The following is a 21,309-nucleotide window of genomic DNA, read 5'->3' on the forward strand; positions in this document are numbered from 1 at the left end:
GGCGTATATCGCGTGGCAGGTGGGTGTGTAACCGGCCCTCAGCCTGCGACCAGTACCCGGATCGCTTCCAGACGCAGTGCCGCTTTTTCAAGCATGGCCAGACCCTGTTCACGTTGAGCGCGCAGAGCCACCAGTTCACTGTCGCGCACGGTCGGGTTGACCGCTTGCAATGCCGTCAGGCGGGCCAGTTCTTCTTCAGTATCGGCTGCCAGGCGGCGCTGCGCTTCGGCAACGCGCTCTGCGTGTTTCGGCGTGATTTTCTCTTCGCCCGCGTTGATCCTCGGGGTCAGTTGGTCACGTTGTGCCTGGATGAACTTGTTGGCGCTGGCACGGGGCACACTTTCGAGCTGATCATTGAGCGTGTTGAACGACACACGGCTGGCCAGATCGTTGCCATTCGGGTCGAGCAGGCAGCGCAGCGCGGCAGGCGGCAGATAACGTCCCAGTTGCAGCGAGCGCGGCGCAACCACCTCGCTGACGTAGATCAGTTCCAGCAGAACGGTGCCCGGCTTGAGCGCCTTGTTCTTGATCAGCGCCACGGCGGTGTTGCCCATCGAACCGGACAGCACCAGATCCATGCCGCCTTGCACCATCGGGTGCTCCCAGGTGATGAACTGCATGTCCTCGCGGGACAGCGCCTGATTGCGGTCGTAGGTGATGGTCACGCCTTCGTCGTCGCCCAACGGGAAGCTGGCGTCGAGCATCTTTTCACTCGGCTTGAGGATCAGGGCGTTTTCCGAATGGTCCTCGCTGTCGATGCCAAACGCGTCGAACAGGGTTTCCATGTAGATCGGCAGGCTGAACTGATCGTCCTGATCGAGGATCGCTTCGACCAGCGCTTCGCCTTCGCCAGCACCGCCGGAATTGAGTTCCAGCAAACGGTCGCGACCGGTATGCAGTTCGCTTTCCAGGCGCTCGCGTTCGCTGCGGGCTTCATCGATCAGGGTTTGCCACTCGTCGTCGTCACCGCTTTCCAGTAGCGGCAGCAGGCGCGGGCCGAACTGATGCTGCAGGGCGTTGCCGGTCGGGCAGGTATTGAGAAACGCGTTGAGCGCTTCGTGATACCACTGGAACAAGCGGGCCTGCGGACTGGTTTCCAGGAACGGGACGTGCAGCTCGATGGTGTGCTTCTGGCCGATCCGGTCCAGACGCCCGATACGCTGCTCCAGCAAGTCCGGGTGCGACGGCAGATCGAACAGGACCAGATGGTGGGAGAACTGGAAGTTGCGGCCTTCGCTGCCGATTTCCGAACAGATCAGCACCTGGGCGCCGAACTCTTCGTCTGCAAAGTAGGCCGCCGCACGGTCGCGCTCGAGAATGTTCATGCCTTCGTGGAACACCGTCGCAGGGATACCGGAGCGCACACGCAGCGCATCTTCCAGGTCCATGGCGGTTTCGGCGTGGGCACAGATGACCAGCACCTTGACGCGCTTGAGCATTTTCAGGGTATCGATCAGCCAGTCGACGCGGGGGTCGAAGCGCCACCAGCGCTCTTCTTCACTGACTTCCGATTGCGACTGAAAGCTGACTTCCGGGTAAAGATCGGCATGCTCGCCGACCGGCAATTCGAGGTATTCGACAGGGCAGGGCAGCGGGTATTGATGCAGCTTGCGCTCCGGGAAGCCCTGCACCGCGGCGCGGGTGTTGCGGAACAGCACGCGGCCGGTGCCGTGACGGTCCAGCAGTTCGCGAATCAGACGCGATTTGGCTTCTTCGTCGCCGGTATTCACCGAGGCCAGCAGCGAATCGCCTTCGGCACCCAAGAAGCCGTGAATGGTCTCTTGCGCCGCAGCGGACAGCTTGCCCTTGTCGAGCAACTCCTGAACGGCCTGAGCCACCGGGCGATAGTTCTCGCTCTCGGCGCGGAAGGCCTTGAGGTCGTGGAAACGGTTCGGGTCCAGCAGGCGCAGACGGGCAAAGTGGCTGTCCTGGCCCAGTTGTTCCGGCGTCGCGGTCAGCAGCAGTACGCCGGCAATGACTTCGGCCAGCTGTTCGACCAACGAATATTCGCGGCTGGCCTTGTCTTCGTGCCAGACGAGGTGATGCGCTTCGTCAACCACCATCAAGTCCCAGCCCGCCGCAAACAGGGCGTCCTGGGCTTTTTCGTCTTCGACCAGCCATTCCAGGGCAACCAGCGCGAGCTGGGTGTCTTCGAACGGGTTGCCGGCATCGCTTTCCATGAAACGCTCGGCGTCGAACAGCGCAACCTGCAGGTTGAAGCGGCGACGCATTTCCACCAGCCACTGGTGCTGCAGATTTTCCGGAACCAGGATCAGTACGCGGTTGGCGCGGCCCGACAGCAGTTGGCGATGGATCACCAGACCGGCTTCGATGGTTTTACCCAGCCCCACTTCGTCGGCCAGCAGAACGCGTGGCGCGATGCGGTCCGCGACTTCGCGAGCGATGTGCAACTGGTGGGCGATAGGCTGTGCGCGCACGCCACCCAGGCCCCAGAGCGAGGACTGCAATTGACGGCTGGTGTGCTCGAGCGTGTTGTAGCGCAGCGAAAACCATGACAGCTGGTCGATCTGGCCGGCAAACAGACGATCGGTCGCCAGGCGGAACTGGATGAAGTTCGACAACTGGGTTTCCGGCAGCGTGACCAGTTCGTTCTGCGCGTTCAGGCCGTGGTAGACCAGCAGGCCGTCGACATCGTCCACTTCGCGGACGGTCATTTTCCAGTTTTCGAAGTGCGTGATTACGTCGCCAGGGGAGAAGCGCACGCGGGTCAGCGGCGCGTTACGCAGTGCGTACTGACGTGTTTCGCCAGTGGCCGGATAGAGCACGGTCAACAAGCGGCCGTCCTGTGCCAGAACGGTGCCCAAACCCAGCTCGGCTTCGCTGTCACTAATCCAGCGTTGCCCCGGTTGATACTGCTGCGCCATGCTGCCTGTCTCCCGCTTGAAAAAGCTGAGTATGTTAACGGAACGCGCCCCGAAGGCCAAAGGCAGCGTGAAAAAACTCATGGTCAGCGCCGGAACCTATCGAATTTTTGGTTCCATGACACTTATTTCACTGAGAGGAGTCAAAAAAGATCTTATAAACCATCACTGGCTATTTCAGCCCGGTTCAAGTTGCCTCGTGCACGGCCGACACCCCGGTAAGAGGAGATAAAACCATGCTGCAACCTATGCTTCCGTTAAGTGTGGTGCCAGTGACATCACAGCTGGATCCGGCCAAACGCATGCCGGACATTCCACCTGTCGCGCCGGTGCAGCAGAGCTCCAGCGAGACCTCTATCGACCTGCGCAATGAAGATACTGAACGCAGCGCGTTGCTGTTGCGTGAAGAGCAACAGCGCCAGCAGCAACAGCAGCAGGCTCATGGCGGTGGAGAAGCCGAGGAATACGTGGGGCTGGTGGTTCCGGGTGATTCGCTGAACGCCGACAATACCGTACCCGTCGTACCGCTCATCGACGACGAGCCGCGTCAGGGGCTTTGGGTGGATATTCAGATCTGATCGCTGCACCGCCCATGTCTGTACGGGTCACGGGACTGGCTAGGGCTGCTGCGATTGAGCATTATTGGCCCTGATTTCCCGTGTTCGAGAACCGCAAGCCATGAGCGACGACGCACAACTGATCGACCTGGGCGCCGAGCGCGCCAAGCGTATCCACGATCTGAATGACAAGCGCCTCAATGAAGTACGCAATGCCTTCGAGCAGGCCATGCCGTTGAGCAAGCAGAAAAAGTCCGGCAAAAAGCCCAAAAAGCGCTGACCCAGCCGCCACGCTCCTGATCTGATCAGTTTGGTTTCACAACAGCTGATCTGGATCAACTCGCCTTTATGCACGCTGCCTTAATCTTGTTGCATCGGATGCGCTGTAGGCGGACACGCGCCTGACTGCATTCAATGAGCACGCAAGGCACTTGGGGCGACTTCGGTCGCCCTTTTTTTCGTCTGCATGCCACGCCCTGCATCGAGCGCTATCAGTTCACAGTGTTGGCGCCGGCATGGGTCAGGTCATAGGCTCTGGCGGCTTCGGCGGTCTTGATGTCGCGCTGATAGCTCGGCGTCCAGGCGGTCACCGCTGACTTCTGGGTGAAGCTGACATTACTGCCGATGTCCTTGAAGTGCGCATCGCCATAATCATCCAGCACGCCGGAGTTGCTGGCCTTGCCGGAAACATCCACTCCTTTTGCGAAATAGTTGGCCTGCGAAAGGATGGTCGCATTCCCCGTCGCGGTAAAGCCAAGATGGAAATTGTCGATCGAGTTGTTATAAGCATCAAATAGCCCTTGACGCATCAATCCGGGTGCTCGTACATCAAGGTTGCTGAACACGTTGTTGGCGATGGTCATGCGCGGGTAGCCCTTGTACTCGGCCTTGGCTTGAGCGGAGTCGTCCGGCTGACCGAGAATCACGCCATATTCGTTGTTCTGGAATTTCGAGTTGGTCAGGCTGACGTTGTCTGCCTTTCCGCCGACATAGAGCAGCTTGTCCAGACCTTTGGGATTCTGATCCTTGGTGCCTGAATAGGTGTTGTGGTCGATCCAGTATTTCTGACCGCTGCTGATGAACATCTGCATGTCACCGTTTTCGCGATAACGGCTGTCGTGGTCGAAGTTCAGGTTCTGGAAGATGTCATTGCTGGCGGTCTTGCCGCTGGCCAGGTAGATGTTGTGCAGACTGTTGCCCTTGTCGGTGCCGAGCAGAGTCTTGTTGGCGCCAAAGTTGATGGTCACTTTGCTGTCGGCAGACAGATTGGCCCCCAGTTTGACGGTGCGGGCTTTATCGTCCTCCATGTACTTCTTGAGGTCCGCCACGGTATTGACAGTAACGACTTCGCCACCGTTACCGCCGGTGGTGTTGGCCTCTTTGGCGAAACCTACGATGCCGGACATGTCCGCGCCCTGGCCATGCGCTGCCGGGGTCACGGTTTTCGCTGCTTTAACCGTGTTATCGGTCTTGGTGGTGTCCGTCGAGGTTTTCGGCAGGGCAGGGTCATTGACCACTGTCGGGTTTACCGCATCGGGCCTGGCGGGTGTCTTGTCTGGAGTGGCACTGCTTCGCTCGGCCGTCCGGTCTGCTGTTTGTGACGGCGCAGTGGACGTCGGCTCTGTATTTTTTTGCAGTGATACAGGTTTTTCTGAAGGGTGATCGTTCTGCACCACAAACGGTTTTTCTGCGTTGCCCTGAGGTGTCGAAGGCGACGAGGAAGAGGAAGAGGACGAGGGCGATGGCGATTGAGCGAGTGTCGGCGTCTGTTCGCGTTGAGTCTGTGCAGGCCCGGAGCCGTTCTGTAGATTGCCTTCCAGCAGAGAAAGCAGGTTGTTGAGGATGTTGCGGATCGCTTGCACAAGTTTGTTCAGTACCTGCTCACCGTTGCCACCCAGCATGTTTGAAGGCGTGCTCGTGTCAGTCGGCTGGACTCTGGAGCCTAGTGTATTCAGCGAAGAGTGCGGGCCATTGGCCTGCTGTGTCAGGCCGAAGTCGATCAGGTTGCTATTGTGGCCCGGCTTGATGCCCTGACCTTGAAGCTGCAGTTGATCGGTCTGCGCCGGAGCATCCTGCGCAGAAGTCCCGGAGACGGGGTAATAGTTTCTGTTGATCGTATTCATGGCTGATTTCCCCGCCTGTGGGATGAACAATTCGTGATCCGGATAGGGAGTGCTACTGGTTTCCTGAGTGGAAAGCGCAGGAAAGCAGTTCCGGGTGCATCATGAATTTTTGTTCAGGCCACTGGCGGGTCGGTCGGTCGTGCGCTCTGCGTGGCGCACGCCCGTGCGCGGTATCAGCCGAAAGTGATCTCGGGCAATACGGTCAGGTCGACGGTCTGCTGCTTGCGCGGGGCGAGAATCTCGGCTTCGCCGTCCACAACCAGCTCATCGTTCTGATTGAAAACGCGGGTGGCGATGCGCACGCGGAACTTCGGCAGTTTTTCCAGGATTTCCAGGCGCACCGTCAGGGTATCGCCCAGTTTTACCGGCTTGAGGAAGGTCATCTGTTGACCGATATAGATGGTGCCGGGGCCAGGCAACTCGCACGCAACCGCCGCACTGATCAGCGCGCCGCTGAACATGCCGTGGGCAATACGCTCCTTGAACATGGTCTTGGAGGCGTATTCGGCGTCCAGGTGGACCGGGTTATGGTCGCCAGACATCGCGGCGAACAGCTGAATATCACGCTCTTCCACTGTCTTGCTGTAGCTGGCGGTCTGACCGACTTCAAGGGCTTCGTAAGGCGTGTTGGTGACTTGAGTCATGTGGCTGTCCTGACAATAAAAATGAATTGAAGCGCGCCGGTTCGTGCAACCCGACCTGGCCTTGATTTGTAACACTTGATGACCTGTCGCCGCCAATGCGCGGACAAGATCATTCAGACGCTTGCTGGCGCTCCCCGGATCACATTCAAGGCAAATAATAAGCAAACGTCGTGTGAATACGGCTACTGCGCTATCGGGCAGGTGTCTTTACCAGCCCGATTGCCGTGCGCAGTGTATCGCTGGCGACAGATTTCAGTCTGAACAGAGACAAGATTCATGCTGCTGATGAGGCCCGGATGATGATTTGCCTGAGGTGCTTTAACTGCTAACGTCCGCTCAGACCTATGCAGGGAAAAGGGATAAAAATAATGCGAGCTGACTTCTGGGATGACAAGCGTCCGGCGGGTGTCGACGCCGAGGTGGATCTGCAGACCTACCAATCGGTCGTCGAGGTGTTTGAGCGCTGCTGCAGGAAATTCGCCGACCGACCTGCGTTCAGCAACATGGGCGTGACGCTGACCTACGCGGAACTCGAGCGTCACTCCGCCGCCTTCGCCGCGTATTTGCAGCAGCACACGCAACTGGTGCCGGGTGACCGCATTGCCGTACAGATGCCCAATATCCTGCAGTACCCGATCGCCGTATTCGGTGCGATGCGTGCCGGTCTGACGGTGGTCAACACCAACCCGTTGTACACCGCGCGCGAGATGCGCCATCAATTCAAGGACTCCGGCGCCCGGGCGCTGGTCTATCTCAATCTGTTCGGCAAGCTGGTGCAGGAAGTGCTGCCGGACACGGCCATCGAATACCTGATCGAAGTGAAAATGGGCGACATGCAATCGGCTGCCAAGGGCTGGCTGGTCAATACCATTGTCGACAAGGTCAAGAAGATGGTCCCTGAATTCCATCTGCCTCAGGCCGTCGGCTTCAAGCGAACGCTGCGCCTGGGGCGCGACAGCCGCCTGCAGGTCGTGCCGCGAGGTCTGCAGGATGTTGCCGTTCTGCAGTACACCGGTGGCACCACGGGGCTGGCCAAGGGCGCGATGCTCACCCATGGCAATCTGGTCGCCAACATGCAGCAGGTCTATGCCTGCATGCGTCAGCAAGGGCCGCAAGGCGGATCGCTGTTTGAAGAAGGCAAAGAGGTGATGATCGCGCCGCTGCCGCTCTATCACATCTACGCGTTCACGGCGAACTGCATGTGCATGATGATCAGCGGCAATCACAACATTCTGATCACCAACCCTCGCGATATCGGCGGCTTCATCAAGGAACTGGGCAAGTGGAAGTTCACTGCCATGATCGGCCTCAACACACTGTTCGTTGCGCTCATGAACCGTCCGGAATTCAAGAATCTGGATTTCTCGGCGCTGAAAAGCACCAACTCCGGCGGCACTGCACTGGTCAAGGCCACGGCCGAGCGCTGGGCGCAGATCACCGGCTGCATGATCGTCGAAGGGTACGGCCTGACCGAGACGTCGCCTGTTGCCAGTGCCAATCCCTACGGCACTCTGGCGCGCTTGGGAACCGTGGGCATTCCCGTGCCCGGCACCGCCATGAAAGTCATCGATGACAATGGCATCGAGTTGCCTTTCGGCGAGCGTGGCGAGCTGTGCATCAAGGGGCCGCAGGTCATGAAAGGCTATTGGAACCAGCCCGATGCCACAGCCGAATGCCTGGACGCCGAAGGCTGGTTCAAGACCGGTGACATTGCCGTGATTGGCGCTGACGGGTTCGTCAGTATCGTGGACCGCAAGAAAGACCTGATCATCGTGTCCGGTTTCAACGTCTACCCCAACGAAATCGAAGACGTGGTCATGGCCCATCCGAAAGTCGCCAACTGCGCCTGCATCGGCGTGCCGGACGAGCGCTCGGGGGAGGCCGTAAAGCTATTCGTGGTGGCGCGAGACCCGGGGCTGAGCATCGAAGAGCTCAAGGCCTTCTGCAAAGAGAATTTCACCGGCTACAAGGTGCCCAGGCAGATCGTTCTGCGTGATTCATTGCCGATGACCCCGGTGGGCAAGATTCTGCGCCGCGAGCTTCGGGACATTGCCTGACCCTTTAATCGTCTCCATCTGTGTACCTGACCCCGTTTGCAGATCGCTGCAAACGGGGTCGATTTTTTCCGGAAACAGGCGATTATGCTGAGGGGCCGCTCTGGTCCGGTGCTTTTGAGGCAGTGATGAGGTTTTATTAAATGTATTAAAAGTGACCAGATGTGATTTTCTGGTCTTATTGGTGACTGTCGGGCCTTCTTATGCCTCTAGTCGGCCTTTGGCAAAGCTGCTACTCTCGGCGCGCTTTTTGATCAGTCATAAAGCGGAAAAAGCGTCTACTGCATAATTCCAAGCACAAGAAAATCATCGCTTCAGGCGATGTGAAGAATTCGCTATCGCTACGGAGCCGACTGAATGATTGATAACTTCTGGAAGGACAAGTACCCGTCCGGTATCCCTGCCGATATCAACCCCGACGAGTACCCTAACGTCCAGGCGGTCCTGAAGCAGTCCTGCCAGCGCTTCGCCGACAAGCCGGCGTTCAGCAACCTGGGCAAGACCATCACCTACGGCGAACTGTATGAGCTGTCCGGCGCGTTTGCCGCCTGGATTCAGCAACATACCGACCTGCAGCCGGGTGACCGTATCGCCGTACAGCTACCCAACGTATTGCAGTACCCGATTGCCGTCTTTGGCGCGATTCGCGCCGGGCTGATCGTGGTCAACACCAACCCGCTGTACACCGCGCGGGAAATGGAACACCAGTTCAACGACTCCGGTGCCAAGGCGCTGGTGTGCCTGGCAAACATGGCCCACCTGGCCGAGAAGGTCGTACCCAAGACGCAGATCAGGCAGGTGATTGTCACCGAAGTGGCCGACATGCTGTCACCGTTCAAGCGCTTGCTGATCAACAGCGTCATCAAGTACGTGAAGAAAATGGTCCCGGCCTATCACTTGCCCAAGGCCGTCAAATTCAACGATGTACTTGGCAAGGGCCGTGGTCAGCCAGTGACCGAGGTGTCGCCTGGCAGCGCCGATGTTGCCGTGCTGCAGTACACCGGCGGCACCACCGGCGTGGCCAAGGGGGCAATGCTCACGCACCGCAACCTGATCGCCAACATGCTGCAATGCCGGGCGCTGATGGCGTCAAATCTGGGCGAAGGCTGTGAGATCATCATCACGCCGCTGCCGCTGTATCACATCTATGCCTTCACCTTTCATTGCATGGCGATGATGCTGCTCGGCAATCACAACATCCTGATCAGCAACCCGCGTGACCTGCCGGCCATGGTCAAGGAGCTGTCGAAATGGAAGTTCAGCGGCTTTGTCGGCCTTAACACGCTGTTCGTGGCCCTGTGCAATAGCGAAGGCTTCCGCAACCTCGATTTCTCGGCGTTGAAAGTCACCTTGTCCGGCGGCATGGCCTTGCAGCAGGCCGCTGCCGAGCGCTGGAAGCAGGTGACGGGCTGTCAGGTCTGCGAAGGCTACGGCATGACCGAGACCAGCCCGGTGGCCACGGTCAATCCTTCTCAGTACGTGCAGATGGGCAGCATCGGTATTCCGGTACCGTCGACCCTGTGCAAGGTCATCGACGATGCGGGCAACGAGCTGGCGTTCGGTGAAACCGGCGAGCTGTGCATCAAGGGGCCGCAGGTCATGAAAGGCTACTGGCAGCGCCAGGAAGCGACCGATGAAATGATCGACAGCGAAGGCTGGCTGAAGACCGGCGACATCGCGATCATCCAGCCTGACGGCTATATCCGGATTGTCGATCGCAAGAAAGACATGATCCTGATCTCCGGTTTCAACGTGTACCCCAACGAACTGGAAGACGTGCTGGCGACGCTTCCCGGCGTGCTTCAATGCGCGGCGATCGGCGTCCCGGACGAGAAGTCGGGCGAGACCATCAAGGTCTTCGTGGTCGCCAAACCGGGCGTTACCCTGACCAAGGACAAGGTCATGGAGCACATGCGCGCCAACCTGACCGGCTACAAAGTGCCGCGCAGCGTCGAATTCCGCGACGTGCTGCCGACCACCAACGTCGGCAAGATCCTGCGTCGCGAGCTGCGTGACGAGGAATTGAAGAAACTGGGTGTGAAGAAGTAAGGGCAGGCCCGAAACCGGATTGACGTTCATTTCCACGCCAGGCGCTCATCGTTATATAAAAATCTCGATGAGTGCAGAGCAGGGCTTTTGTAGATAATCTGTTCACGGTCAAGCTTTTATCAGGTGCTTTTCGCTGAAAAGCTTGGCTGTGTCAAAATCTTCTCCAGCGTGCATGCACGCCCACAAACCCGTCAGATATTTACGCATGACAGCACAGATGGCCTGTATTTTCCTTTTCCCACTCCTTCAAGGCCGAGGGCAGAAATTCAAGCTCAAAGGTCATCTATATCTACCGACACCGGCTTTTCATGTTGGCGAGATTTGATCAGCTCGGCCAGATCAAGGTCATCAAGCCTCTCCATCATTGCTTCAAACACCTCGGCAGGGACCATGTAGCCCATGACTTTATTGTGATTAAGGACGGCCACAGGTAAACCATGAGCGCCACTCAGGACCGCTGACGGATTTTTCTTGAGTTCAGAGACGCTGACCGCGACATCTGCAAGGATGCTTTGCATGATTTAGGACTCCAGTTAGTGCTCAATTTTGGTCTTTTTTGATGCGCTGGTGCAAGAGAGAAGATGCTGCGTCGTTGCCGTCATAGACCGCCCAATCCTCAGACCATCGTCACGACCCACCGCAATCTGCGACAATCCGCATCTGCCATTTGAAAAAAGACCCTGCGCGCCTGATGACCGACGAATCGCCTTCTACCGACCAACTTCTGAAAAACCTCGACCAAGCGATGATCAGCGAACGTTATCGTCTGCGCCGTCAGTTGCACGACCTGCGCAAAAAGCCCGACGAGGCGAAGCTGGCGCAGTGGGTTGCGCGCGTGCAGGCATCCTGCGCGCAGGTCACGGCGCGGCGTGAAAGTGTCCCGGCGATTCGTTATGACGATAACCTGCCCATCGCGGCCAAGCGTGACGAGATCAAGGATGCGCTGCTCAAGCACCAGGTGCTGATCATTGCCGGCGAGACTGGCTCCGGGAAGACCACCCAGTTGCCGAAAATCTGCCTGGAAATCGGTCGCGGTCAGCACGGTCTGATCGGTCATACCCAGCCGCGCCGGATCGCCGCCCGCAGCGTGGCCAGCCGGGTTGCCGAGGAAATCGGTACGCCGCTCGGTGCGCTGGTCGGCTATCAGGTGCGTTTCGAGGACCAGAGCGACAGCAACACTCTGATCAAGCTGATGACCGACGGTATTCTGCTGGCCGAAACCCAGCACGACCGCTTTCTCGAGCGCTATGACACGATCATCGTCGACGAAGCCCACGAACGCAGCCTGAACATCGATTTCCTGCTGGGTTATCTGAAGACCCTGCTGCCGCGTCGTCCGGACCTTAAGGTCATCATCACTTCCGCGACCATCGACCTGCAGCGCTTTTCCGAGCACTTCAACGATGCGCCGGTGATCGAAGTGTCCGGGCGTACCTTCCCCGTGGACGTCTGGTATCGCCCGCTGACCAGCGAGCAGGACGAAGACGGCAACAGCGTTGAAGAGGACCTGACCGTCGATCAGGCGATTCTGGCCACGCTGGACGAACTGGCGGCCTTCGAGCGCAGCGAGCGCAAGAGCCCAGGCGATGTGCTGGTGTTCTTGCCTGGCGAGCGCGAGATCCGCGATGCCGCCGAGGTGCTGCGCAAGGCGCAGCTCAGGCACACCGAGATTCTGCCGCTTTACGCGCGCCTCTCGCCGGCCGAGCAGCAGCGTATCTTTCAATCGCACCCTGGTCGTCGCGTTGTACTGGCTACCAACGTCGCTGAAACCTCGCTGACTGTGCCGGGCATCCGTTACGTGATCGACACCGGTACGGCGCGCATCAGTCGCTACAGCTATCGCGCCAAGGTCCAGCGCCTGCCGATTGAGGCGGTGTCCCAGGCCAGTGCCAACCAGCGCAAAGGCCGTTGCGGACGGGTCGAGCCCGGCCTGTGCGTGCGTCTGTACAGTGAGGAGGATTTCAACGGTCGGCCTGAATTCACCGACCCCGAGATCCTGCGCACCAACCTGGCCGCGGTCATCCTGCAGATGCTGCACCTGCGCCTGGGCGAGATCACCGACTTCCCGTTCATCGAGCCGCCGGACGGCAAGGCGATCAGCGACGGTTTCAACCTGTTGCAGGAGCTCTCGGCGGTCAACCGCGAGAATCAGCTGACCCCGCTGGGCCGCCAACTGGCGCGTCTGCCGGTGGACCCGCGCATGGGCCGCATGCTGCTGGAAGCGGCGAAGCAGGGCAGCCTGCAGGAAGTGCTGATCGTCGCCAGCGCCATGTCGGTACAGGACGTGCGCGAGCGACCGCCCGAGCGTCAGCAGGCTGCGGATCAGGCTCACGCGCAATGGAAGGACGCCGACTCGGACTTCGCCGGGATGGTCAATCTGTGGCGCGGCTTCGAAGAGCAGCGCCAGACCCTGACTGCCAGTCCGCTGCGTAACTGGTGCCGGCGCAATTTCCTGAATTACCTGCGCCTGCGTGAATGGCGCGATTCCCATCGGCAATTGAGCCTGATCTGTCGCGACCTGCAACTGACGGTCAACAAGGAGCCGGCCGATTACCCTAAGTTTCACAAGGCTATTCTTTCCGGTCTGCTGAGTCAGATCGGGCAAAAGGCCGACGAGGGCGATTACCTCGGCGCACGACAGCGGCGCTTCTGGATTCATCCGTCCTCCGGATTGGGCAAGAAGCGTCCACAGTGGTTGATGACCGCCGAACTGGTGGAAACCACCAAACTGTACGCGCGCATGGTCGCCAAGATCGATTCGGACTGGATCGAGCCGCTGGCCGGCCATCTGATCAAGAAAAACCACTTCGAGCCGCACTGGGAGAAGAAGCGCGGGCAGGTCGTGGCGTTCGAACAGATCACGCTGTTTGGCCTGATCGTGGTGGGCCGTCGCCCGGTGCATTTCGGGCCTATCGACCCGGTGGTTTCGCGCGAGCTGTTCATTCGTGAAGGCCTGGTGCGTGGCGATATCCTGTCGCGGGCCAAGTGCCTGAGCGCCAATACCCGCTTGCTGGAACAGCTCGACGAGCTGGAAGCCAAGGCTCGACGCCGCGATATTCTGGCTGACGAAGACACCCTGTACAGCTTCTACGAAGCACGCATTCCGGCCGAGATTCATCAGACGGCCACCTTCGACAACTGGTACAAAACCGAAAGCCAGAAGAATCCACAGCTGTTGATCATGCGCGAAGAGGACGTACTGGCGCGCGAGGCCAGCGAAGTCACCGCCGCGCAATATCCGGACACCCTGCGGCTGGGCGACCTGAGCCTGTCGCTGAGCTACCACTTCGAACCCAATCACCCGCGTGACGGCGTGACCTTGCGTGTTCCCGCGCCGTTGTTGCTGTCGCTGCCTGCCGAGCGTCTTGAGTGGCTGGTGCCGGGGTTACTCGAGACCAAGTGCATTGCGCTGGTTCGCAACCTGCCCAAGGCGGTGCGCAAGAACTTCGTGCCGGTCCCGGATTTCATCAAGGCGGCGTTGCAGCGCATCACCTTCGGCGAGGGCTCATTGCCTCAGGCGCTGGGCCGTGAACTGCTGCGCATGACCGGCGTAAGGGTCGGCGACGAAGCCTGGGCCGAGGCGGCACAGCAGCTTGAAGGTCATCTGAAGATGAATCTGGAAATCGTCGATGGCAGCGGCAAGTTTCTCGGTGAGGGGCGCGATCTGGCCGAGCTGACGGCGCGCTTTGCCGAGGCGAGTCAGGCCGCGCTGGCCGTGCCGCAAACCGCGAAAAGCCAGCAGCCCGTGCAGGCCAAGGCCTTCGCTGCGGTGGCGCAGAAAACCCAGCAGAACATCGCCGGGCTGTCGATGACGGTTTATCCGGCGTTGGTCGAAGAGGGCGGAGCGGTCAAGGAAGGCCGTTTCTCGACCCAGGCCGAGGCCGAGTATCAGCATCGCCGCGCCTTGCAGCGTTTGCTGTTGCAGCAGTTGGCCGAACCCGCCAAGTTTCTGCGCAACAAATTGCCGGGGCAGACCGAACTGGCCTTGCTTCATCGCGAGCTGGGGCGCATCGATGCGTTGATCGAAGACATCCTGCTGGCCAGCCTCGACAGTTGCGTGCTGGAAGGTGAAGCCGAGTTGCCGCGCGACGGTGCCGGCCTGCTGTCGCTGGCTGAGCGCAAGCGCGCCGACTGGACCGAGCATGCCGAGCGGCTCGCGAAGCTGACGCTGGAAATTCTCAAGCTGTGGCACGGTCTGCAAAAGCGCTTCAAAGGCAAGATCGACCTGTCCCAGGCGGTGGCGCTCAACGATATCAAGGCGCAACTGAGCAAGCTGGTGTACCCCGGATTCGTCCGCGAGACCCCGGCGGTATGGCTCAAGGAGCTGCCGCGTTATCTGAAGGCCATCGAGATGCGTCTGGAAAAACTGCCGTCTCAGGTGCAGAAGGACCGGGTGTGGAGCATCGAGCTGGCAGGTCTGTGGACGCAGTACCAGGCACGCGCCGACAAGCACGCGCAAGAAGGCAAGCGCGACCCGGAACTGGCGCTGTACCGTTGGTGGATGGAGGAATACCGCGTCTCGCTGTTCGCCCAGCAACTGGGCACGAAAATGCCCGTGTCGGACAAACGGTTGAGCAAGCAGTGGAGTCAGGTGGAGAGCTGATCCGCTGCTTCCTGTCACGAAGTAAAAGGCGTCTATCGTGCCTATATTCATTGGCCCGATAGCGCCAAAACCGGGCTCTGTGGCACACTCCGCGCCTGTCTTCACCGTGTCATGAAATGCTGCTCCCGGTTACGGGCAGCTTTTACAGTCGCACTGGTACGCAGGTCCCAAAAAGCAGTGGGCCTTCAGTTGCCGTGCGTGAGCAGGTCATTACCTGCAACTCAATAAGAGAGGAACGACCGTGCACAACGTCGTCATCAGCGGCACAGGCCTGTTTACCCCGGCCAACAGCATCTCCAACGAAGAGCTGGTGCAGTCTTTCAATGCCTATGTTGCACAGTTCAACAGCGATAATGCCGCCGCTATCGAACGTGGCGACGTGCAGGCGCTGAGTGAGTCCAGCGCCGCTTTCATCGAAAAGGCTTCGGGTATCAAAAGCCGCTTCGTCATGGACAAGGAGGGCATTCTCGATCCGCAGCGCATGAAGCCCAACCTGCCGGAGCGCAGCAATGACGAATGGTCGATCCTCTGTGAGATGGGTGTAGCTGCCGCCAGACAGGCGCTGCAACGCGCCGGCAAAACCGCTGCCGACATCGACGGTGTAATCGTTGCCTGCTCCAACCTGCAACGCGCCTATCCGGCAATCTCCATCGAGATTCAGCAAGCGCTGGGCGTTGCCGGTTACGGGTTTGACATGAACGTGGCCTGTTCGTCGGCCACCTTCGGCATTCAGACGGCCTGCAACAGCGTGCAACTGGGTCAGGCTCGCGCCTTGCTGGTGATCAGCCCGGAAATCTGCACCGCACACCTTAATTTCCGTGACCGTGACAGCCACTTCATCTTTGGTGACGGCGCCACGGCGGTGGTGGTCGAGCGCGCCGATCTTGCCACGTCGCCTTATCAGTTCGATATCGTCAGCACCCGGCTGCTGACCCAGTTTTCCAACAACATCCGCAACAATTTCGGTTTCCTCAACCGTACCTCGGACGAGGGCCAGAGCGCGCCGGACAAGCTGTTTGTGCAGGAAGGCCGCAAGGTATTCCGCGAGGTGTGCCCGATGGTCGCCAAGCTGGTCGCTGCGCATTTGCAGGACAACGGCATCAACATCACTGACGTCAGACGCTTCTGGCTGCACCAGGCCAACCTGAGCATGAACCATCTGATCGTCAAGAAGCTGCTGGGCCGCGACGCCAGTGTCGAAGAAGCGCCGGTGATTCTCGACACCTATGGCAATACCAGCTCGGCGGGCTCGGTGATTGCGTTTCACACCTATCAGGACGACTTGCCGCGAGGCGCTCTGGCGGTACTCAGTTCGTTTGGCGCTGGTTACTCGATCGGCAGCGTGATTCTGCGCAAGCGCTGATCGCGTTCGACGGGTAGCGCTCTTGAGACGGGCGCTACCTGTCATATCCCGTTATGTCATGTGCAGGCCGTTGGGTCTTTATCGTATTGGCTATTCACAAAGCCATTAGCGGTATCGACCATGTTCACCCTCAGATACAACCCCTTTGAAACAATAGAATCGTCCGTTGCACACGCCTCTGTAACGCCTCCACCGCAGGACGCGGCGCCGTTCGAAGCGGAGCACGCCAACACCGAATTCATCAGGCTCAACTTGCCAGACTGGTATGTGGGCGCGCCTACGGCACTGCGCCAGGCGCTGCACGCCAGCCAGCAAAGCGCACGCCGTTGCGCGCAGGCGCTGGAACCAATGCGCAACCGGCTGTTATCGGCGCAGCAGTTTGCAGCGCCCTTGCTGTCGAAAGCGTTTGTCGAACGTTTCAAGCTCGACCTCGACGTTGAAGGCTTTCAACTGATGACCTGGCGCTACGACAGCACCTGGAACCCGGTCCCGCTCGAGCAGACTCTGCTCCAGGCGGCCTTGCAGAACTTCGCTCCGAGCAACAGAAGCCGCTTCGATCCCTACTCTGCAATCTTGCGCGCAGGTGGCCTGCGCTACTGGCTGATCGACAGCGCCCAGCGCCGCTACAAGGTGGAATACCGGGACCGTCAGGCGATCGATCTCGAACAGTTCGCTGATTTTTGCCATGAGCTGGATCTGGGCCGCCAGTATCAGACCCATCTGGACAGCGTGTTCAAACCGCCAGGCCCGGCTGCGCAAGCGGTTGCCAGCGCATTCATGGACAGCGAGCGTGCCGCCGTCGAGGTGCTTGCGCATATCGCTGTGATGAAAGGCGATATCACTGAAGCGGCGTACCAGACCCTGCTGGACATGGTGAAGTCCGTTGACCAGCCGCGATGGGATGGCAAGGGCGTGCGTTACTGCCAGCTGCACATGCTCGACACCTACACGTTCCCCGGCTCGCTGTTACAGGGTGCTTTGCTGATACAGCAGGATGGCGCCAGGCCCGATGACGGTCCTTGTCTGGTCTACCTGCCTTCCGAGCCCTCGCATCCGATCAAGCAGTTCGCATCGTTGCGGGCCTTCAACGCCTGGCTGGTGACGGCGTTGGGCAGCGAACACTATCGACGCTACTTCAGCCGTTTCGTCAGCCTCGGCCAGTCTTCGGCATTTTTTACCAAACTGGACGCGCGGCTGTATCCGGCCAGGGATCGCAAGCTGAACCCCGATGCCGACCTGGTCGTGCAGGCACAGCCATTCTCGAAGCCGCCATTCGCGCAGCTATACGACCATTTACTGGCCAAAACCTATGACGACTCAAAGGCTATCGCGGTGCCTTCCGCTCAGGTGGACCAGCAGGCTCACGATGCACTGATCGAAAGCCTTGAAAACAATGGTATGAACCTGCTCAACGTGGCCGGGTTCTTTGTGCCGGTGCTGGGTGAAGTCATGTCCGTGGTCGCCCTCTATCAGCTCGCCAGCGAAGCGTTCGTTGCTTACGAAGACTGGAAGCACGATGAAGTCGAAGACGCCATGCAACATGTCTACGACATCGGCGAAAACGTTGCACAGATGCTGGTGGCAGGCGGCGTCGTGGCTGCGGTGAACGGGCTGCAACCCTCGATGTTCATCGAAAGCCTGGTGCAACGGCGTGTCGACGGGGCCGTACGTCTCGGCAAGCCGAGCATTGATGCCTATGCGCATACGGTTTCGTTGCCCGACAACCTGAGCAGCAACGCCCTTGGGCTTTATGAGCACGAGGGCAAGACCTGGTTGCCACTGGACGGCAAACTGTATCGCGTCGAGTCCGATGCAGACGGCACCCAATGGCGCGTCAGGCATCCGGTGAATGAGCGTTCGTACGCGCCAAGGCTCAAGCACAACGGTGCCGGTGCCTGGCGCCATGAATGGGAAAACCCCATGGGTTGGGACGAGGTAACGGCTTTCAGACGCCTGAACCCGACGTATCATGCGTTCCTGGAAGAAGACATTCATAAAGTCCTGCGCATCACCGGCACCCAAGAGGCGTTGTTGCGCCAGGTCCATGTCGAGAACCTCCAGCCTCCGGCCTTGCTGAAGGACGCCATTCAGCGCGTTGAAACAGAACGGCAGTTGCACGCCTGCATCGACGCTCTTCAGGCCGCCGACGTGGCTGATGTCCATGTTTCTCATCTTGAACCGTGGCTGAAACTGCTGGTGTCATCACCGCGCTGGCATGAGGCCCGCGGCCTGCTACTGATCGACGCCCAAGGCGCGCTGCTGGAAGCGTGGAACGCGGGATCGCAGATGACGCTGTCGTCCCATGTCACAGGGCCGACCGGGCAGCTCACTGAGGTGCTGGGTCAATTGCTGGAAAATCTGTCCGCCGATGAAGCCGCTCGTCTGAGCGGAAGCGACAGTGCCGACAGGGCCGTTCAACTGCGTGGCCTCAAACGCTATCTGGCCGATTACGCCCAGACGCACATCGGGCGCCTGCTAGATGACGTGCAGGCGCTCAAAGGTCGCAGCGACGACCCGCATGTCCAGCTGCTACAGCGCGACTTCGAAAGCCTGCCGAGCAGCGTGGCGCTCGAACTCATCGGCATGGCGAGCGATGCAGACAAAGCGCGAATGACCACTGAAAAGCGCATTCCTCTAGGGCTTGCCGAGCATGCCCGCGAGTATCAGCAGCAACTGCGGATAAACCGCGCCAACGAAGGCTTCTATCGGGCGGTAACCGATAATCCGGACACCCGGGCAGCGGGGCTGGGCATGCTGCAGTACGTGCCAGGCTGGCGGGGTGATGTTTCGATCGATCTGTTGAAGGATTCGCTGGAGGGCGACGAAATAGCCAGTCTCGACAGCGATCAGGCCTCATCGCACCGGCTGCTGGTCAATACCGAGCAGGGTGTTCAGTGCTTTGAGCCGTCGGGCGAGTCGCTCGGTGAAGTGGATCAGCAGTTTTTCAGGGCGTTGTTGCTGGCGCTTCCTGAGCAAGTGCGGCTCGACGTCCAGCTGCCCGCCGATGCGGATGAGCTGCAACTGCGCAGCCTGTTGCGCAATACGGCAGTCGAACGACGCGAGCGCATGGCTGCCGTTCTGCAATTACAACTGATCAAGCCGGGTATCAAATGGCCGCAACGCTTGCCCCATGGCCGTATTGGCTACCCCCTGAGTGGACGGTTGCGACGTTTCTTTCGTCGTCTGGGCATCGGCGCGTCCAGGTACTCGCCGGAGCTTGCGGTAAAAAGCTTATACCCTGATTTTTCCGATGCAGAGGTGTCCGGTTTCCTGAACGCGTTGCGCGCCGAACACACCGGACTGGCGAGGGAGTTGTCGACTTTCGTCCGGCAAAGACTGAGCAGCCTCGCCGATGAACTGCGAACGCTCCAGGTTACCCTGGACACTTGGGTCGCGGAAACGCCCTTTTCTTCGATGCGCCGGCCGAGGGAGGTTGCCGCGACGCGCATTCACGACTGCTGGAAACGCTTGAGCGTTCAGTGCCGAAACTTTCAAGGCGACTTCTTGGGGTACGCGCTCGATCTGGATAATCTGCGTATCGGACAACTACCGGATATCACGGCCAACTTCGACCATGTGGCGGTGCTGAAAGCCCGCGCCATGCAGCTTACCGATCCACAAGCGGATGCATTACTGAAAAACTTCAATAGACTGCGTTCACTGAGCCTGGACTTCAATGACCTGCGATCCTTGCCGACTTCGATAGGGCAAATGCCTCAGCTTGCAGAGCTGTCCATCAGCCACAATCCGCTGATCTGGACAGAGTCCGCCAACGCGACGTTGCAGAACCTGAACCGCCTGGAAATTCTGGACCTCAATTTTTGCTCGCTCGGCGAGGACGTCCCCATCAATGCACTGAACTCCCTGCGCCTGTTGTTTCTGCGCGGCTCCGGCATTAGCAGATTGCCGGCATGGAACTGGCTTCGGTCTGAGCTGATTCGTATTGATGTGCGTGACAATCGCATCTCGGAAATATCCATCGATGAGCTCGATAACATCGAGCGCTCCCTCAGTTCCTCGCGCCTGCACTTGCATCTGAACGGCAATCCGTTGAATTCACCCACGCTGGAGCGCATCAGGCTGTTTCGCGAGGGAAGGCTGCGACCGCGATGGGGTGTCAGCCAGAGTGTCAATCCGGTTGAGGCCGTGCCTGACAGTGCGCCGTGGCTTTTAGGCCTGAATCGTGAGCAGGCCAATACCCGCACAAGGCTGTGGCAAGACCTGCGCGCTTGTGCCGGCTCCACGGATTTTTTTCAGATGCTAAGCGATCTGACACACTCGGCCGACTTTTCAAGTAACCGCGATGAGCTGATTGCGCGGGTCTGGTCGATGATCGAATCGGCGTCGGTAAACGCCGAGCTGCGTGCCCAGCTCTTCGATGTTGCTGCGCACCCGCAGACGTGTGGCGATGGACTGGCATTGGTGTTTGGCGACATGGAAGTGCGCGTCCAGATCTTCTCGATCATGTCATCCACGCCGGCGTCTGCGCAGCCACGCAAGCTGTTCAGGATGACCCGCAGTCTGGACCGTCTGGACCAGGTGGAGAAAATTGCCCTGCGCGAGATTGCGTTTCGCCAGGCGAGCGGCGAGAGCGTCGATGAGGCCGAAGTACGCCTGGCCTATCGCGTCGGTCTGCAGGCGCGGCTTGAACTGCCGGGCCAGCCGCGAACCATGTGGTTCCGCGCTATTGCCAGGGTGAGCGAAGCGGATTTACAGACGGCGTACAACGAAATCATTGATCGCGAAACCACCCCTGAGTTTTTTCAGTCGATGATTGCCCGGGAGTTCTGGATGAGTTATCTGGAAATTCGTTACGCCCCGGAGTTCGAGCCGGTCAAGCAGCCTTTCAATCAGCGCCTGGTGGCCCTGGATGAGTTGCCGCCTGACGAGCAATCCGATCAGCAGTACCTCGAGCAGATTGGCGTGATCTCCCGTGAGCGTGAGCGAGCGATCAACGAATTCGCGGTCACTCTTTCCAGGCAGATTGCGGAGGCGGTGAACATCACGGCTCAATAAGGGATATTCTTCACCCTG

Annotated in this window: 11 protein-coding genes; 7 read left to right on the plus strand and 4 right to left on the minus strand. The window is 59.3% G+C overall.

Annotated features, from left to right (window positions below; all coding sequences use genetic code 11):
- Positions 1–38 precede the first annotated feature (38 nt).
- Complete coding sequence (gene rapA, locus JOE34_RS12705; RefSeq protein ID WP_016568779.1) at positions 39–2,885, minus strand: RNA polymerase-associated protein RapA; 2,847 nt, start codon at positions 2,883–2,885, stop codon at positions 39–41.
- Between the two features lie 233 nt (positions 2,886–3,118).
- Here rapA and JOE34_RS12710 point away from each other — a divergent pair, with 233 nt between their 5' ends.
- Entirely contained in the window at positions 3,119–3,460 is a 342-nt protein-coding gene (locus tag JOE34_RS12710; RefSeq protein ID WP_003348204.1) for a hypothetical protein, read from the plus strand.
- A gap of 100 nt (positions 3,461–3,560) precedes the next feature.
- Positions 3,561–3,719 (plus strand): hypothetical protein, encoded by a 159-nt coding sequence (locus JOE34_RS12715; protein ID WP_003314444.1) that lies wholly within the window; start codon positions 3,561–3,563, stop codon positions 3,717–3,719.
- Positions 3,720–3,930: 211 nt separating this feature from the next.
- Here JOE34_RS12715 and JOE34_RS12720 read toward each other — a convergent pair whose 3' ends face one another.
- A complete protein-coding gene (locus tag JOE34_RS12720; RefSeq protein WP_024664218.1) occupies positions 3,931–5,562 on the minus strand; it encodes a type III helper protein HopAK1 in 1,632 nt (543 codons plus the stop codon).
- A gap of 173 nt (positions 5,563–5,735) precedes the next feature.
- Positions 5,736–6,206, minus strand: coding sequence for a MaoC family dehydratase (locus JOE34_RS12725; protein WP_003314447.1), 471 nt, complete (start codon positions 6,204–6,206; stop codon positions 5,736–5,738).
- A 368-nt stretch (positions 6,207–6,574) separates the two neighbouring features.
- On the opposite strand from JOE34_RS12725, the gene fadD2 reads away from it, so the two are divergent.
- Together fadD2 and fadD1 are read left to right on the plus strand one after the other, a co-directional pair.
- Positions 6,575–8,263 (plus strand): long-chain-fatty-acid--CoA ligase FadD2, encoded by a 1,689-nt coding sequence (gene fadD2, locus JOE34_RS12730; protein WP_122219782.1) that lies wholly within the window; start codon positions 6,575–6,577, stop codon positions 8,261–8,263.
- A gap of 354 nt (positions 8,264–8,617) precedes the next feature.
- Positions 8,618–10,309 (plus strand): long-chain-fatty-acid--CoA ligase FadD1, encoded by a 1,692-nt coding sequence (gene fadD1 / locus JOE34_RS12735; protein WP_024649270.1) that lies wholly within the window; start codon positions 8,618–8,620, stop codon positions 10,307–10,309.
- 272 nt (positions 10,310–10,581) lie between these two features.
- Here the strand turns inward: fadD1 and JOE34_RS12740 are convergent, their stop codons facing one another.
- A complete protein-coding gene (locus JOE34_RS12740) occupies positions 10,582–10,827 on the minus strand; it encodes a type II toxin-antitoxin system Phd/YefM family antitoxin (RefSeq protein WP_003402372.1) in 246 nt (81 codons plus the stop codon).
- 173 nt (positions 10,828–11,000) lie between these two features.
- On the opposite strand from JOE34_RS12740, the gene hrpA reads away from it, so the two are divergent.
- The 3 genes from hrpA (at position 11,001) to JOE34_RS12755 (ending at position 21,291) form a co-directional block, all read left to right on the plus strand.
- Complete coding sequence (hrpA, locus tag JOE34_RS12745; RefSeq protein WP_209995865.1) at positions 11,001–14,912, plus strand: ATP-dependent RNA helicase HrpA; 3,912 nt, start codon at positions 11,001–11,003, stop codon at positions 14,910–14,912.
- A gap of 241 nt (positions 14,913–15,153) precedes the next feature.
- Positions 15,154–16,275: a beta-ketoacyl-ACP synthase III gene (locus JOE34_RS12750; protein WP_209995867.1), complete on the plus strand. Its 1,122-nt coding sequence runs from the start codon at positions 15,154–15,156 to the stop codon at positions 16,273–16,275.
- 120 nt (positions 16,276–16,395) lie between these two features.
- Complete coding sequence (locus JOE34_RS12755) at positions 16,396–21,291, plus strand: NEL-type E3 ubiquitin ligase domain-containing protein (RefSeq protein ID WP_209995869.1); 4,896 nt, start codon at positions 16,396–16,398, stop codon at positions 21,289–21,291.
- Positions 21,292–21,309 lie beyond the last annotated feature (18 nt).

Source organism: Pseudomonas sp. PvP028 (genome assembly GCF_017832255.1).
GTDB lineage: Bacteria > Pseudomonadota > Gammaproteobacteria > Pseudomonadales > Pseudomonadaceae > Aquipseudomonas > Aquipseudomonas syringae.

Excerpts from the sequence above, each read along its gene's own strand:
- rapA (WP_016568779.1), bottom strand. The coding sequence starts at position 2,885 with ATGGCGCAGCAGTATCAACCGGGGCAACGCTGGATTAGTGACAGCGAA.
- JOE34_RS12710 (WP_003348204.1), top strand. The coding sequence starts at position 3,119 with ATGCTGCAACCTATGCTTCCGTTAAGTGTGGTGCCAGTGACATCACAG.
- fadD1 (WP_024649270.1), top strand. The coding sequence starts at position 8,618 with ATGATTGATAACTTCTGGAAGGACAAGTACCCGTCCGGTATCCCTGCC.
- JOE34_RS12755 (WP_209995869.1), top strand. The coding sequence starts at position 16,396 with ATGTTCACCCTCAGATACAACCCCTTTGAAACAATAGAATCGTCCGTT.
- JOE34_RS12725 (WP_003314447.1), bottom strand. The coding sequence starts at position 6,206 with ATGACTCAAGTCACCAACACGCCTTACGAAGCCCTTGAAGTCGGTCAG.
- hrpA (WP_209995865.1), top strand. The coding sequence starts at position 11,001 with ATGACCGACGAATCGCCTTCTACCGACCAACTTCTGAAAAACCTCGAC.
- JOE34_RS12720 (WP_024664218.1), bottom strand. The coding sequence starts at position 5,562 with ATGAATACGATCAACAGAAACTATTACCCCGTCTCCGGGACTTCTGCG.
- JOE34_RS12715 (WP_003314444.1), top strand. The coding sequence starts at position 3,561 with ATGAGCGACGACGCACAACTGATCGACCTGGGCGCCGAGCGCGCCAAG.
- JOE34_RS12740 (WP_003402372.1), bottom strand. The coding sequence starts at position 10,827 with ATGCAAAGCATCCTTGCAGATGTCGCGGTCAGCGTCTCTGAACTCAAG.
- fadD2 (WP_122219782.1), top strand. The coding sequence starts at position 6,575 with ATGCGAGCTGACTTCTGGGATGACAAGCGTCCGGCGGGTGTCGACGCC.